Below are 14,375 nucleotides of genomic sequence, written 5' to 3'. Positions count from 1 at the left end.
ATTTTTATTATTTCTCTATTACAATATTTTTATAGGTGCGTATATTTCATATAATAATTTTAATGCATCTATATTGTTATTGATAATAGTATCAGTAATAGTTTTTTCATCTTTTTTAATCAATGCTTTTTCTATTATATACCATAAAGGCTTTGAACTAATTATTTTACATAGTATCTTATTTTTTATATAATTATCATCTATAAGTCTTTTTACTGCTTCAATATTCAAAGGCATATTAATATCATATAGTTCATAACTTCCAAGCAAATTAGGAGCTTTATCAATTATTATTTTTAATACTCTTTTTTGTATATTATTCAATTCTATATTTATTAATTCATTTCTTTTTTCTTTATAAGGAAAAACTCTTAAAGAAGTTTCAATTAATATATCATCATAACTTTTTTCATTATTAACAACACCTGCAATAAATATATCACTTTTTGTTTTAATGCCTTCAGTATTTAATAATGTTTCAATATCGCTGGAATAAAGCCATGTATGTTTTGCTATATTGGAAAAATTATCGTCCCATACCCAATCAACACCAGCACAATTATTTTCAGCTATGTACAATAGTAAATCAGAAATCTCTTTATTAAACACCCCTGTATAGGCTAAACAAATTGCAGCAGAGCCTCTAACTAAGAGAGATTCACTCGTTTTCATAATATTATAGACTTCTTTAATATGATTATGAACTTCTAATTTTTTATAGCTGTCATCTGTCATATCAATATTTGGATATTCTTTATAATAATTTTTATTAGAAATTTTATAATTATATTGTGCTGCTGTAAAACCTTGTACTAATAAAGTAGAAGCCTGACGAATATAAGCATTAGTTTTATTTCCATTTTCTATTTTCAAGCATTCTTCATAAGAAACATTCAAAACTTTAGGAAAAGACTTTGATATAAAACATAATAAACGCATAGCATTTAAAGAATTACTTTTATTATAATAATCAAATATTTCATCTTTATATTTTTTAACAGTACTGTAATATTTTGTCTTATAAAAAAACGGTGTATTAATAAAATGATTTTCTCCTAATGCTATTCTTGCTAGAAATATGCATGCCAATTCTGAAGCATTATTATTAAACTTAAGTAAATCAGCCAAATAAGGAACAGCCATTTTTGAAGATTTATAAACACTTCCCTGATGAGTAGTTGCAGCATAAAGTCCATACACTCCAAAATTAACATCATTATTATCATCACTTGTAAGGGCCTCTATATAATAAGGAGTTAAATCTGCTTTACCATAAGCATCATAAACATTTCCCCATTTTTCATCATAAAGCCCATTAGGAACATATCTGTTTTTTCCTATTAATGGAGGACGCTCTGTTTTATCCAATTGAAATTCAGAATTATTATCATATTCTATATAATAATTATCCCATTTTGGATATGATTCTATATTCATAATAATTTATATTCCTTACAAAATTCTACCACAAATTAAATATTTTTATTAGCTAATTCTAATACTATACTGAAGATATTTTATTTTGTCAACTGATGCACTTTACATAGAATTATCAACTTTTTTCCGCAGCTTCGTCAAAGTTTTTGCAACAGGCATGTTTCACAAAAAACTCAATTGCTAGAACTTTTTATTTTAAATATATATTAAATATGAAATATGACTTAAATTTAGACTAAAAATGCAGTCGGTGTGTATGCTACCACACCTGCCTAAGGCAACAAAGAAGCAGGTACAGACAGTCACTGAATGACCGCATGTTTATATATTAAAATGATAGTGTATACAACATGTAAAACATTTTGTCTGTAATTTTAAAATAAATAATTTTATACTCAATCTCGTCAAGTAGTTTTGAAACAAGTCTAATATAGAAACTACTTAGCACCGTTAGCCTTTAAAAAATTAACCATATCTTCCTGTTCTTTTTCTTCGGCCATTATCAAAGCAGTTTTTCCATTATCTGCTTTATAATTAATATCAGCCCCAGCATCAAGCAGAACCTGAGCCATTTCAATATTTCCTTTTATAGCAGCCCCCATTAACGGAGTGTATCCCTCTTTGGTAGAAAAATCTATATTAGCCCCCGCATCAATAAGAGCCTCTACAATAACTATATGATCCTCTATTGAAGAAACTACTAATGGATTATACCCAACATTATCAGCTCTGTTAATATCAGCATTAGCTTTTATAAGTTCTTTTACTACATCACTATATCCGTCTATACATGCCGCCAATATTGGAGTAGTACCATCATCAGCAGATATATTAACATCGGCATTATTTTTTATTAATTCCCTAACAGCATCTATTTTTCCAAATCTTGCTGCATATATTAAAGCACTTCCTCCGTTAGAGCCTTTTTCATTTATATTAGCCCCAGCTTTAATTAAGTCTCTTACAATTGTTACATCGCCTATAATAGAACCCATCATCAAAGCAGTATCCCCAAAATTATTTTTTTGATTAACATCGACTCCAAATTTTATTAATTCTTTAACAATACCAGAATAACCGCTGTCAGAAGCTACCATAAGAGGCGTACTGCCGTTAATATCTTTTATATTTATATCTGCCTTAGCATTAACAAGCATTCTCAACACTGATAAATCTCCTTTAACACAAGCCCACATTAAAGCAGTCCATCCATCTTTATTCTTAAGATTCAAATCAGCACCACTCGATATTAGTTCCTTTACAGTACTGCTGCTACCTTCAAGAACCGCTGCCATTATTGGAGTATTTCCAAAACTGTTACCCATATTAATATCAGCTCCATTTGCTAAAAGCTCCTTAACTATTTTTTCATATCCTAAAAGTGAAGCCCATATTAAAGGCGTATTGCCTTCAGTATCTTTTATATTAATATCAGAACCTTCATTTATCAGCTTTTTTAAACCATTAATATCATTGTTTGCAACAGCTTTTATTATTGGTATATTAACAGGAGGCTCTTGCTCCTCTTGAGAATACAAAATATTTAAAGATAAAATAAAAATTATAAATATCAGCCTTCTTAACATAATTCATTCCAAAATAAGATATATTTAATTATAACATATATGAAATATTATTATAATAATCAAATATAGAATTTTTTTATTTTTTATATAAAAATTACATATTGACAATAGTACGTATACGTATTATATTTATGACATAAAATATCAATAGGAGGTAAAAATTGATAAACTTATTACAAAAAACTTGTTTAATTTTCTTAATATCGTTTTTTTCAGTATTTGCAGCCGAAAAAACCCCAATGGATTACCTAAATGACAACACTCCTCTAAAGCCTGCAAAAGTATTTGATAATGTATACTGTATAGGCTCTGTAAGTGTTGTAGCTTGGGTAATAAATACTTCTGACGGACTTATACTTATAGACTCTATGTGGGACGACAGAGATGCCAAACTCATAGAAGAAGGTATCAAAGGTTTTGGATTAGACCCTAAAAACTTAAAATATATAATATTAAGTCATGGTCATGGAGATCATTACGGCGGAGCAAAATATTTAAGGGAAAAATACGGTGCTAAAGTTGTATTAACAAAAACAGATGAAGAGTTAATGTATAATTTAAACACTGGAGCAAATTCTCCTCGTTCTCCAAAAACCAAAGTTGATATTTATTCAAAGGATAAAGATGTAATAACTTTAGGAGAGATGAGTATAACTATATTAGAAACACCAGGTCATACTGCTGGATGCACTTCTTTTATATTTCCCATAAAATTCAGAGGAAAAGAATATACTGCTGTACTTTGGGGAGGAACTGGACTTCCAAAAGAAAAAGAATTAATATCAGAATATAAAAAATCAGCAGAATATTTCAAAAAAGAAGCTCTGTCAAGAAATGCAAGAGTTTCTCTCACAGCACATTTATTTGCTGATAACGGATATACCAATTTAGAAAAAGTAAGAAATTTAAAAAACGGCGAAGAAAATCCATTTATTATGTCAAAAGAGGATATGGAAAAATATTTAAACTCATTAATAAAAAGAGCTGAACAATAATTAATAATATAAGCTATTAACAAAAAATAAATTATATGCTATCATTATAAAAATATGATAGCATTTTTTATATAAGGAGCTTAATATTAAAAATATAGGATACGATGTTTGTTATACTGCAAGAAAAATATATCAGTATATAGGTAAACAAATAATTGATTTTGATATTACACCCGAACAGTTAATAGTATTAAAAGAACTTGCTAAAGAAGAAGGGATATCTCAAAAAGAACTCTCAATAAGATTAGACAAAGATCAAAACACAGTAAAAGCTATGATAGATAAATTAGAAGTAAAATCTTTCATAGAGAGAAGAGAAAATAAACTAGATAAAAGAGCTTTTTCACTGTATCTTACCCCAAAATCAAAAAAAGAACTTCCAATTATAGAAAACTATGAAAAAAAAGTTTTAGAAACAATAGTAAAAGAACTAAATACAGAAGACACTGATAAATTTATAAAAATATTAGAAAAAATTAGAGATAATATATCAAAAATATAAGGCAAAAGATAAATAATTTATCCCTTGCCTATTAATATTACTGCTGAAATAATACAGCTTTAAAATTTCTTCCTATATTTTCTGCAACCTCATAATATTTATTGGCGGCCTTTTCTTCAAAAACCTCGTTTAAACATTCTTTAAACAATTCAAGCCAAGTATCAAATAATTTTATATCAAAAGGAAGTAAATTAATATGAGGCTGAACTGGATTTCCCATATAAAGTCTTTTATTCAATAGCATAGTTTTCCAAAATTTTGCTATTTTTTCTTTATGTCTTTCCCAAGATTCATCATCTATACCAACCGCACCGTTAAATATAGGTCCTAAATCTTTATGAACTCTTATTCTTGCATAGAATATGTCCATTAATTTTTCTATTCCTTCATCGTTTATCTCAGTATATTTCATAATAAATTGTCCTAATAATTTTATTTTTTATTTTTTAATTATATAAAAACTAATAAAAAAATACAATTAAACTTCATAATTTTTTATACTTTTTTAACCTTAATCAATAATATCAAATTTATTCAATAAATAGACTAAAAAAATACGGGGAACATATAGTCCCCCGCATTAATTCTTAACATAAATAAACAAAAATACTATTTAATTATTTTTTAGAATAATCATAAAAACCTTTACCAGTTTTTTGACCAAGTAATCCGCCACGAACCATTTTTCTAAGCAAAGCACTAGGTCTGTATTTAGGATCTCCTGTTTCTTTTTGAAGAACTTCCATAATAGCAAGTACTATATCAAGACCAATTAAATCTCCTAAAGCAAGAGGTCCCATTGGGTGATTAGCTCCTAATTTCATAGCATTATCGATACCTTCAGCAGAAGCTATACCCATAGCATATAATTCAATAGCTTCATTAATCATAGGAACAAGTATACGGTTAACAACAAAACCAGCTGTTTCATTAACTTCTACTGGAGTTTTACCTATTTCCTGAGATATTTTAATAACTTTTTCAACAACATCTCTAGGAGTATTAAGACCAGAAATAACTTCAACCAACTTCATAACAGGAGCAGGATTGAAGAAGTGCATACCAACAATTGGTCTTCCCATACCCGCACCTATTTCAGTAATAGAAAGCGAAGAAGTATTAGAAGAAAATATACAATCTGGTTTGCAAATTTCATGTAATTCTTTGAAAGTTGTTTTCTTAACTTCTAAATTTTCGAAAGCAGCTTCAACTATTAAATCTGCATCTTTACAAATATCTTTAAGACCAGTAGTAATTTTAGCTAAAATTTTATCAGCATCAGCCTGCTGCATTTTGCCTTTAGCAACTCTTCCAGCAAAACTTTTAGCAATTCTATCTTTACCGCCTGCAGCAAATTCTTCTTTTATATCGCACAAATAAACTTCATAACCTTCTGTTTGAGCAAAAGCCTGTGCTATACCAGAACCCATAGCACCAGCACCAATTACACCTACTTTCATTTTTTAACTCCTTAATTTTAAAAATTATTATTTTTTTATTATTGCAAATAAAAATTGTTCGCTCGCACTGTATCATTGAGACAAAATATATAGCAAATAGATTTACTATAGCTCACAATTTTTATATTTAGCATTCTAATAATTATTTATTAACAAATTTTTCTACTTTTCTTTTTTCCAAGAAAGCCTTCATACCTTCTTTTTGATCTTCTGTTTCAAAACAGCTTCCAAATAATTTTTCTTCTATAACAATAGCTTTATCCATATCAACTTGTAAGCCTTCATTAATAGCTTTTTTGCTATTTCTTACAGCTATAGGAGCAGCAGAAGCTATTGAAGAAGCTAATTTTTCTGCAGCTGCCATAAGTTCTGCCTGAGGATAAACAGCATTAACAAGTCCTATTCTTAAAGCCTCATCAGCCTTTATATTTTTTGCTGAATAAATCATTTGTTTAGCCATTCCAACACCTACTATTCTAGGAAGTCTTTGAGTACCTCCGAAACCAGGAGTAATACCAAGACCAACCTCAGGCTGACCGAATAAAGCATTATCAGAACATATACGAATATCACAGCTCATAGCTATCTCACATCCGCCGCCCAAAGCAAAACCATTAACAGCAGCTATTACTGGTATAGGGAATGTTTCAATTTTTCTAAATATATCATTACCTTTTTTACCAAAAGCCTCACCTTCTGCCTTAGTAGATGTACTCATTTGAGATATATCAGCACCTGCTACAAATGATTTCTCACCTGCTCCAGTTAATATTAAACATCTTATATTATTAAGATCAACACTGTCAAAAGTCTTTTCTATTTCATCTAACACTTGAGAGTTTAAGGCATTAAGAGCTTTTTCTCTGCTGATAGTAATAATACCAATCATGCCTTTCTCTTCATATTTAACGAATTCCATTGATTTCTCCTTTTTATTGCTAGTGATAAACTCGCTTACAAATAGCTTATAACTTCCTTTGTCAGTTATAAGCTGCTCGTTTATCACATTTATTGCTAGTGATAAACTCGCCTATAAATACACCACAACTTATTTTATCAGTTATAATTACTTATTTATCACTTTAAAATTACTATTACTTATAAAAAAAGTATAATAATTTTTATAAGCAATAATAAAATAATTTTTCATATAGCCATGTCTTAAAATATAAAACACGACTATATGAAATCTAATAACCTTAATTTGATAAGGCTATCTCATTAAAAAAATCAAACCCATAACACTTAATTTTATAAAAAATAACCAAATATCATTATTCTCTTTCTACAATAGTAGCACAGCCCATACCGCCGCCGATACAAAGAGTAGCAAGACCTCTTTTAGCATTTTTAGCTTCCATTTCATGAAGTAATGTAACTAAAATTCTGCAGCCTGAAGCACCTACTGGGTGTCCTAAAGCTATAGCTCCTCCGTTAGGGTTAAGTTGTTTTTCAACATCTATACCTAATTCTTTACCAACAGCAACTGACTGAGCAGCAAAAGCTTCGTTAGATTCAATAATATCGAAGTCTTTAATAGTTAAACCTGTTTTAGCCATTAATTTTTTAGTAGCTGCAACTGGTCCGATACCCATAATTCTAGGTTCAACACCGCCTAAACCGCCTGCAATCCAAGTAGCCATAGGTTTAATGCCTAATTCTTTAGCTTTTTCTTCGCTCATTACTACTACAGCAGCAGCTCCGTCATTAATACTAGAAGCATTACCTGCTGTTACTCTTCCGCCATCTGGTTTAAAAGCTGGTTTTAATTTAGCTAAAGTTTCTACTGTAGTACCAGGTCTAGGACCTTCATCTTTGTCTACAACTACTTCACCTTTTTTAGTTTTTACTGTTACTGGAACTATTTCTTTTGTGAAAGCTCCTGATTCTTGAGCTTTAACAGCTTTTTGCTGAGAATTAGCAGCAAATGCATCTAATTCTTCTCTTGTAAGTTTCCAATCATCACAGATATTTTCTGCTGTTATACCCATATGATAGTTATTAAATGCATCCCAAAGAGCATCATTAACCATAGTATCAATAATAGTGTCATTACCCATTCTGTATCCATAACGTGCTTTTTTAAGAGCATAAGGAGCCAATGACATATTTTCTGTACCGCCTGCTACTACTATATCAGCATTTCCTGCAGCTATCATATTAGCAGCAACATTAACTGCATCAAGCCCAGAACCGCAAACTACATTAAGAGTCATAGCAGGAACTTCTACTGGCAAACCTGCTTTTATAGAACATTGACGGGCAACATTCTGACCTTGTGAAGCCTGTATAACACAGCCCATATACACCATATCTACTTGATTTGGAGCTACTTTAGCTCTATTTAAAGCTTCTTTTATTACTATTGCACCAAGTTCAGCTGCTGGAACAGTACTTAAAGCTCCGCCCATACTTCCTATTGCTGTACGGCAGGCACTAGCTATTACTATTTTTCTAGACATAATTTTAATCTCCAAAGAATTATTAATTTTTATGCATTTCTATTTATAATATTAATGCGTTGCTTTTAGTATAATACATTTTTTTATCAATTTCAATTAAATATTACAAATTTTTATTATACCTAACTATAGTATATTATCTGCATTTAAATTTACTATATATATTATATAATTTATATAATATACTGCTTAAATATAAACCAAATAATAAATATAATATATACATTAAACAACAAAAAAAATATAATAATTTGTTACCAGTTACATTAAACTCTAAATGATAGCCCAATAATAAACATTAATTTTATATATTGAAAAATACATATATAAAAATATTATTTCTTTTTATTTTATTTTATGATAAAATATAAAAACTATGAATAAAAATATAATGAAACTGCCTCAATCTGTGGCTAATCGTATAGCTGCTGGAGAAGTTATAGAAAGACCTGCTTCTATGCTTAAAGAACTGCTTGAAAATGCTGTTGATTCTGGAGCTTCAGATATAGAAGTATCTGTTGAAGAAGCAGGAATAAAATCCATGATTGTAGAAGATAACGGAGATGGAATACATTTTGATGAGCTTCCTCTTGCTGTTACTCATCATGCTACAAGTAAAATACATTCTATAGAAGATTTAGACTCCATATATACATTAGGTTTTAGGGGAGAGGCTTTAGCTTCTATATCGGATGTTACAAATTTAGAAATCGTTTCAAAAAGCAGAGATGAAAATAACGGAGGAAAAATAATTATAGAAGGCGGTAAAATAATAGAGCATAAACCTTCTGCTGCCTCACAGGGTACAAAAGTTATAGCTAAAAATTTATTCTATAATATACCTGCAAGATATAAATTTTTAAAACACATTTCAAGGGAGTTTTTTCTTGTTAAAGAAGTTTTTGATATGGAGGCATTGGTACAGCCTCAAATTTCAATGAAACTTAAAAATAATGGAAAAGTAGTAAGTTCATATATAAAAGCGGATAACATAAAAGACAGAATCGAAAATTATTTATCCGACAGCAATATATTTAGAAACTTAATAGAAATTGAGATAGAAAAAAATGATGTGTTAATTTACGGGCTATTTTCAAACTCAAAAATAAGCCAATCCATTAGAAAAAATAATTTTATATTCTTAAATAACAGACCTATAGAAAATAGAGTTCTATCCTACGCTATTAAAAATGCGTACTCTAATGCCATACCAAAAGAGCGTTATCCTTTCTTCTTCTTATATATTAATATTGATAGTAGTAAAATAGATGTAAATGTTCACCCCAGCAAAAAAGAAGTGAGAATAAAAAATGAAAGAGAAATTTCTGGAATACTGTATAATGCTATATCAAATAATATAAATTCGGTAAATAATTTTGATTCTGTTAACATAGAAGTTGATCTTGATAAAGATATCACACCTACTTTTCCTATACAGAATAATAATTTTGATAATAATATTGACAATGCCAATAATTCAAAAAATAATAATATAGTTAATAATAACAATCAAACAGTTCAAAACTATTCAAATGAAAATCGTTCAAAAAGTTATACATTTAATAATACATACCAAAAAACAATTAATTACAATGAAACACTTTCAAATCATAATAATACAGAATTCGGAGAATATACAAAAGCCGTAGGACAGGTATTTTCATCATATATAGTAGCCGAGCGCGGTAATGAAATGTATATAATAGATCAGCATGCCGCTTATGAAAGGCTTAATTATGAAAGAATATATAAAACTCTTATATCAAAAAAAATAGAATATGAGAAACTGCTTATACCATGCGAAATAGAATACAAGGATTATGAAATTGATATTTTAAACTCTTCAAAAAAATCAATAGAAGAGATAGGAATAAAATTTGAAACTAATTCAAAACATAGCATTATAATGGAGGATATACCAATATATATCCCTAGAAATCAAAAAATAGAAAAAATAATAAAAGACATTTTAGACATTTATATAAATAAAGGCGACAATAATAATTTAGAAAAAATAATAAAACATACCTGCTCTACAATATCATGCAAATATTCACCAAAGGCTGGAGATAAACTTTCAAACAGTGATATGCAGACATTACTTGATTTGCTTGAAGAAGAAAATATACTTACAAACTGCCCTCATGGAAGACCTTTTGTATTAAGACTTTCAAAAGAGTATTTGGACAAAAAATTCTTTAGATAATCTATTTTTTATTATGTTACATTTTATTGCCATTAACTATAAACTTACTTAAAAATATATTATAAACTCAATAATTAAATTGACAGGTTTACATTTATAATTAATTTAGTATATACCTAAACAATTATAATTTGTCAAAATTAATTTTTTAAATTTAAAATATTTCAGGGCTTCACAGTCGTGCCGCACCTCAGTTTTCTTTTATGATGTATATCCGCCTGCGGTGTGGTATAAAAGAACCATACGCTGTACGCCTATGGAGAAAGAACTGAATTTTTAGTCTGAATTTATATACTATCATACATTTAATACATATTTTAAAAATATAAAGTTCTAGAAATTGCGTTTTTGTGAAATGTATACGAAGGATAAAAACTTTTGGTGAAGCCCACCCGCAAACGAAGGAAGTACCGTTAGGTATGGTGTGTACAGCAAAAAAGTTCATAATTCTGTATAATGTGCACCAATTGATAAAATAAAAATTGTTCCAATATATAATTTTTTAAGCAGATGCTAATTCTCTTCCTACACTTTTTAATTCATCAAGTATATCATTTGAAGGTGTTTCTTTTGCTATTATTGGCTCTCTAAATAAAGATATACCATTATTAATAGCATCTTCTCTCCAATCTCTCATCCATTTTCCATCACCCCAGCCATAAGAACCAAATAGAAATATATTTTTATTTTTTAAATAAGGTTTGATTGTTTCATACATAGGTAAAAACTCTGTATCTTCCAAAGTTTCAGCACCCATAGCAGGACAGCCAAAAGCTATAGTATCATAACTTTCGGTTTCCTCTATGCCAAAATTATAAGACTTAAAAACTTCAACAGAAGCTCCTACACTTTCAGCACCTTCTTTTATAGCCTTAGACATTAATCTAGTGTTGCCTGTCTTACTCCATACTACTATAGCTATTTTTTTTGACATAATTTTTCTCTTTAATTATTAATTAGATTTTTTTGCATTTTCTATAGCTTTAGAAAGATCATCTAATAATTTACCAGTATCAATATTTTTTAGAGCATTAGAAATATCTTCTGGTAATTTGTTAGTGTCAATATTTTCTATTGCCTTTGCAGCATCATCTAGTAATTTACTAGTGTCAACATTTTCCATAGCTTTTGCAGCTTCATTTAGTAATTTACTAGTATCAATATTTTCCATAGCTTTTGAAATATCTTCTGATAATTTATTAGTATCAATATTTTCTATAGCCTTTGAAGCATCTTCTAATAATTTATCAGTATCAATATTTTCTATAGCTTTTGAAGCGTCTTCTAATAATTTATCAGTGTCAATATTTTCTATAGCTTTTGATACATCTTCTAATGCCCCGCCTGCTTTTTTTACACCATCTTTAGCTGCATCTGAAGCATCATCTATTTTTTCATTTATTTTATCAGTTGCCTTATCTATAGCACTTTTATCCTTTCCGCATGAAACAAAAAATAATGACAAAACTATAAATAAAACTAAATAAATATTTTTCATAATGAAATCCTTATATACTTTTTATGTTAAAATTATAATTATTAATGCATATTTGTCAAGATATAGGAGCATTAGATATATAAACATTTATCTTATATTTATTTTTTATGTTTTTTGAATTATATATACTTGTAGCCTTTGCAAGTCTATCATTAAACTTTTCTACTAAAAAATCAGCATCTTCTACTTTAGGAGCTAATATTACCTCTTTTAATGACTTGTTATCAAATATATAAAGATAATTTTTGTAAGAGCGTTTCATTTTATCATCAATATGAAGAGGATTACTTCCATATTCTATAAGCTGTATAATACGCATCTCCTGCTCTTCTATAAATGAAGCATCTTTTATCAAATACTGCATATTCATAAGAAGCTGATACGATAATGCCGATTCTTCTAAATTAAAATCCTTTATTACCTTAAACATAGAATAAAATATATATCCTATATTGTTTTTTAATTTATCATAAAATTTACTGCCTTCATTCCAAACATCATATTCTTTATTTAGATTAATAATAAGATTATCATAATCTGATTCGCATGGATTAAATATTATTTCATTTTTTTTTGTAATTATAATATAATACAAAATACAAAGGCAAAGTCTGCTCTTCATAAAACTCAATATTAGAATAATTATTTTTGTCATAAGAAAATGAAAATAAAATACTAGATCCGCAGTTATTAAAAGATGTATCAAAAAAAGATTTATCAAATACTAAACAGCAGCCCGTACCTTCTTTGTTGTCATATTTGCCGTATAGTCTATACATAGTAAGAGAGTCTTTACATCTACTGAATGATGTTTGTAATGCTATAAAATTATTAATGCTTGCATATTTTGAATTGACATTATTATTTCTTAGAAGCTGCATCAATATCTTGCCTTCTTTAGGATCATTTGCATTTTTTATGCTTGTCATTCTAAGTTTATTTTTCTTTAAGTATGTATTGTATTTCGAGTTATCTGCTTTATCATATCTCTTATCAAACGCCATGTCATCAAATACTTCAATACTTGTATAATGCGATATTTCATTAACTTTATCATTATCTTTTACTGATACCAAATATAAAAACACATACTGCAGTATCCATAGCTTTTTTAATTTTATTCTATTTTCAATATTTATATCCCTTACTATAAAATTAAAATATTCTTCTTTTTCTTCTGTCCAGAAACTATTTTCATTTAATATTGTATTAATAATTTTTTCTATGCCTATATATTCTATAAATCTTGATATAATGCTGAATATATTAACACTTTTAGAATCTTTGATATTTAATATAAGAGTTAAAGCATAATCGTACTGCTCTAAACCTATAAGTGCCTCAGATTTTAAAAAATATATTCTGTCGTATATAGTGTCATTTTCCATCATGCCTATTTCTATATACTCTATATAATCCTTATTTTTTATGATAGTGTCGCCTTTTGAATTTCTTTCATTTAAAATTGATAAAGATTTATCTAAACATTCTATAGCCTCTTTATATTTTTTTATATTTATAAGAAGACTAGCCTTATTTAAATAAATTACCTCCAAAGATTTATTTATAGCCACTGCTTTATCATATGCCTCAAATGCTTCTTCTATTTTACCAATCTTCTCTAATACTATAGCAACATTCAAATATGCATAATCATATCCTAGTTCTGAAGCCTTATTAAAGTAATATAAAGCGTCTTCGTATCTTTCAAGTCTTGAATATATAATGCCTATATTAAAATAAGATATCTCGGATTTATCATTTATTTCCAGAGCCATATTAAATGAGTATAAAGCCTCATCAAATGCCATTAACTTTGCAAGTATTATGCCTTTGTTTATAAAAGCCTTTTCATAAAGAGGATTAATCTCTATAGCCTTACTGTAATAATCTATAGCCTCTTCATATCTATTTAAATAATATAATGTCAATGCTGTTTTATAATAGCTTCTTGCAAAATATCTGTCTTTATAATTGCTTTCTAATACTTCATCATAATTTTCAAAACAGTTTATTATCTTAAAATATATTCTAAGTGCAGAAGAATATTTCTCCAAATTAAAATAAAATCTTGCCTGAACAAATAGGCTTTCTATTCTGTCTTTCATCATCAGCATAACTCCAATAGGCATTTTATTAAATTATTATAAACTATTTTTTGATAATAAAAATAAAAAAATATCTTGACAAATTTTATAGATGTGTTAATATTACTATATAAAGTAATAT

Annotated in this window: 11 protein-coding genes and 1 pseudogene; 3 read left to right on the top strand and 9 right to left on the bottom strand. The window is 28.1% G+C overall.

Annotated elements, in window-relative coordinates:
- Positions 1 to 18: 18 nt before the first annotated feature.
- Positions 19 to 1,437 carry a hypothetical protein gene (locus KQ44_RS03280; protein WP_240516453.1) on the bottom strand — a complete coding sequence of 473 codons (1,419 nt, stop codon included), beginning with the start codon at positions 1,435 to 1,437 and terminating at the stop codon, positions 19 to 21.
- Between the two features lie 437 nt (positions 1,438 to 1,874).
- A complete protein-coding gene (locus tag KQ44_RS03275; RefSeq protein ID WP_096736229.1) occupies positions 1,875 to 3,023 on the bottom strand; it encodes an ankyrin repeat domain-containing protein in 1,149 nt (382 codons plus the stop codon).
- A 161-nt stretch (positions 3,024 to 3,184) separates the two neighbouring features.
- On the opposite strand from KQ44_RS03275, the gene KQ44_RS03270 reads away from it, so the two are divergent.
- Both KQ44_RS03270 and KQ44_RS14745 read left to right on the top strand, forming a co-directional pair.
- Positions 3,185 to 4,018, top strand: coding sequence for an MBL fold metallo-hydrolase (locus KQ44_RS03270; protein ID WP_096736228.1), 834 nt, complete (start codon positions 3,185 to 3,187; stop codon positions 4,016 to 4,018).
- A gap of 85 nt (positions 4,019 to 4,103) precedes the next feature.
- Positions 4,104 to 4,520: a MarR family winged helix-turn-helix transcriptional regulator gene (locus KQ44_RS14745; RefSeq protein ID WP_346426131.1), complete on the top strand. Its 417-nt coding sequence runs from the start codon at positions 4,104 to 4,106 to the stop codon at positions 4,518 to 4,520.
- A gap of 37 nt (positions 4,521 to 4,557) precedes the next feature.
- On the opposite strand, the gene KQ44_RS03260 is transcribed toward KQ44_RS14745, so the two are convergent.
- From KQ44_RS03260 to KQ44_RS03245, 4 genes are all read right to left on the bottom strand, one after another.
- On the bottom strand, positions 4,558 to 4,932 hold the full coding sequence (locus KQ44_RS03260) for a group III truncated hemoglobin (protein ID WP_096736226.1): 375 nt from the start codon (positions 4,930 to 4,932) through the stop codon (positions 4,558 to 4,560).
- A gap of 205 nt (positions 4,933 to 5,137) precedes the next feature.
- Positions 5,138 to 5,980 carry a 3-hydroxyacyl-CoA dehydrogenase NAD-binding domain-containing protein gene (locus tag KQ44_RS03255; protein ID WP_096736225.1) on the bottom strand — a complete coding sequence of 281 codons (843 nt, stop codon included), beginning with the start codon at positions 5,978 to 5,980 and terminating at the stop codon, positions 5,138 to 5,140.
- Positions 5,981 to 6,122: 142 nt separating this feature from the next.
- Positions 6,123 to 6,899: an enoyl-CoA hydratase-related protein gene (locus tag KQ44_RS03250; RefSeq protein WP_096736224.1), complete on the bottom strand. Its 777-nt coding sequence runs from the start codon at positions 6,897 to 6,899 to the stop codon at positions 6,123 to 6,125.
- A 355-nt stretch (positions 6,900 to 7,254) separates the two neighbouring features.
- Positions 7,255 to 8,442, bottom strand: a complete 1,188-nt coding sequence (locus tag KQ44_RS03245) for an acetyl-CoA C-acetyltransferase (protein ID WP_096736223.1) — start codon at positions 8,440 to 8,442, stop codon at positions 7,255 to 7,257.
- A gap of 376 nt (positions 8,443 to 8,818) precedes the next feature.
- Between KQ44_RS03245 and mutL the strand changes: the two genes are divergently transcribed.
- On the top strand, positions 8,819 to 10,648 hold the full coding sequence (mutL, locus tag KQ44_RS03240; RefSeq protein ID WP_096736222.1) for a DNA mismatch repair endonuclease MutL: 1,830 nt from the start codon (positions 8,819 to 8,821) through the stop codon (positions 10,646 to 10,648).
- A gap of 502 nt (positions 10,649 to 11,150) precedes the next feature.
- Here the strand turns inward: mutL and KQ44_RS03235 are convergent.
- The 3 genes and pseudogenes from KQ44_RS03235 to KQ44_RS03225 all read right to left on the bottom strand — a co-directional run bounded on the left by KQ44_RS03235 (position 11,151) and on the right by KQ44_RS03225 (position 14,257).
- The gene (locus tag KQ44_RS03235) at positions 11,151 to 11,582 is read right to left on the bottom strand and encodes a flavodoxin domain-containing protein (RefSeq protein ID WP_096736221.1); all 432 of its coding nucleotides are present in this window, start codon (positions 11,580 to 11,582) and stop codon (positions 11,151 to 11,153) included.
- Positions 11,583 to 11,600: 18 nt separating this feature from the next.
- Positions 11,601 to 12,146: a hypothetical protein gene (locus tag KQ44_RS14740; protein ID WP_240516451.1), complete on the bottom strand. Its 546-nt coding sequence runs from the start codon at positions 12,144 to 12,146 to the stop codon at positions 11,601 to 11,603.
- A 55-nt stretch (positions 12,147 to 12,201) separates the two neighbouring features.
- Positions 12,202 to 14,257 (bottom strand): annotated as a pseudogene (locus KQ44_RS03225) (tetratricopeptide repeat protein).
- Positions 14,258 to 14,375 lie beyond the last annotated feature (118 nt).

Origin of the sequence: Brachyspira sp. G79, assembly GCF_002379365.1 — a bacterium.
Classification (GTDB): Bacteria; Spirochaetota; Brachyspiria; order Brachyspirales; family Brachyspiraceae; genus Brachyspira.
Note: the sequence above shows the minus strand (reverse complement) of the source record. Positions and strands in the feature narration are given on the sequence as shown.

Excerpts from the sequence above, each read along its gene's own strand:
- KQ44_RS03280 (WP_240516453.1), bottom strand. The coding sequence starts at position 1,437 with ATGAATATAGAATCATATCCAAAATGGGATAATTATTATATAGAATAT.
- KQ44_RS03275 (WP_096736229.1), bottom strand. The coding sequence starts at position 3,023 with ATGTTAAGAAGGCTGATATTTATAATTTTTATTTTATCTTTAAATATT.
- KQ44_RS03260 (WP_096736226.1), bottom strand. The coding sequence starts at position 4,932 with ATGAAATATACTGAGATAAACGATGAAGGAATAGAAAAATTAATGGAC.
- KQ44_RS03255 (WP_096736225.1), bottom strand. The coding sequence starts at position 5,980 with ATGAAAGTAGGTGTAATTGGTGCTGGTGCTATGGGTTCTGGTATAGCA.
- KQ44_RS03250 (WP_096736224.1), bottom strand. The coding sequence starts at position 6,899 with ATGGAATTCGTTAAATATGAAGAGAAAGGCATGATTGGTATTATTACT.
- KQ44_RS03245 (WP_096736223.1), bottom strand. The coding sequence starts at position 8,442 with ATGTCTAGAAAAATAGTAATAGCTAGTGCCTGCCGTACAGCAATAGGA.
- mutL (WP_096736222.1), top strand. The coding sequence starts at position 8,819 with ATGAATAAAAATATAATGAAACTGCCTCAATCTGTGGCTAATCGTATA.
- KQ44_RS03235 (WP_096736221.1), bottom strand. The coding sequence starts at position 11,582 with ATGTCAAAAAAAATAGCTATAGTAGTATGGAGTAAGACAGGCAACACT.
- KQ44_RS14740 (WP_240516451.1), bottom strand. The coding sequence starts at position 12,146 with ATGAAAAATATTTATTTAGTTTTATTTATAGTTTTGTCATTATTTTTT.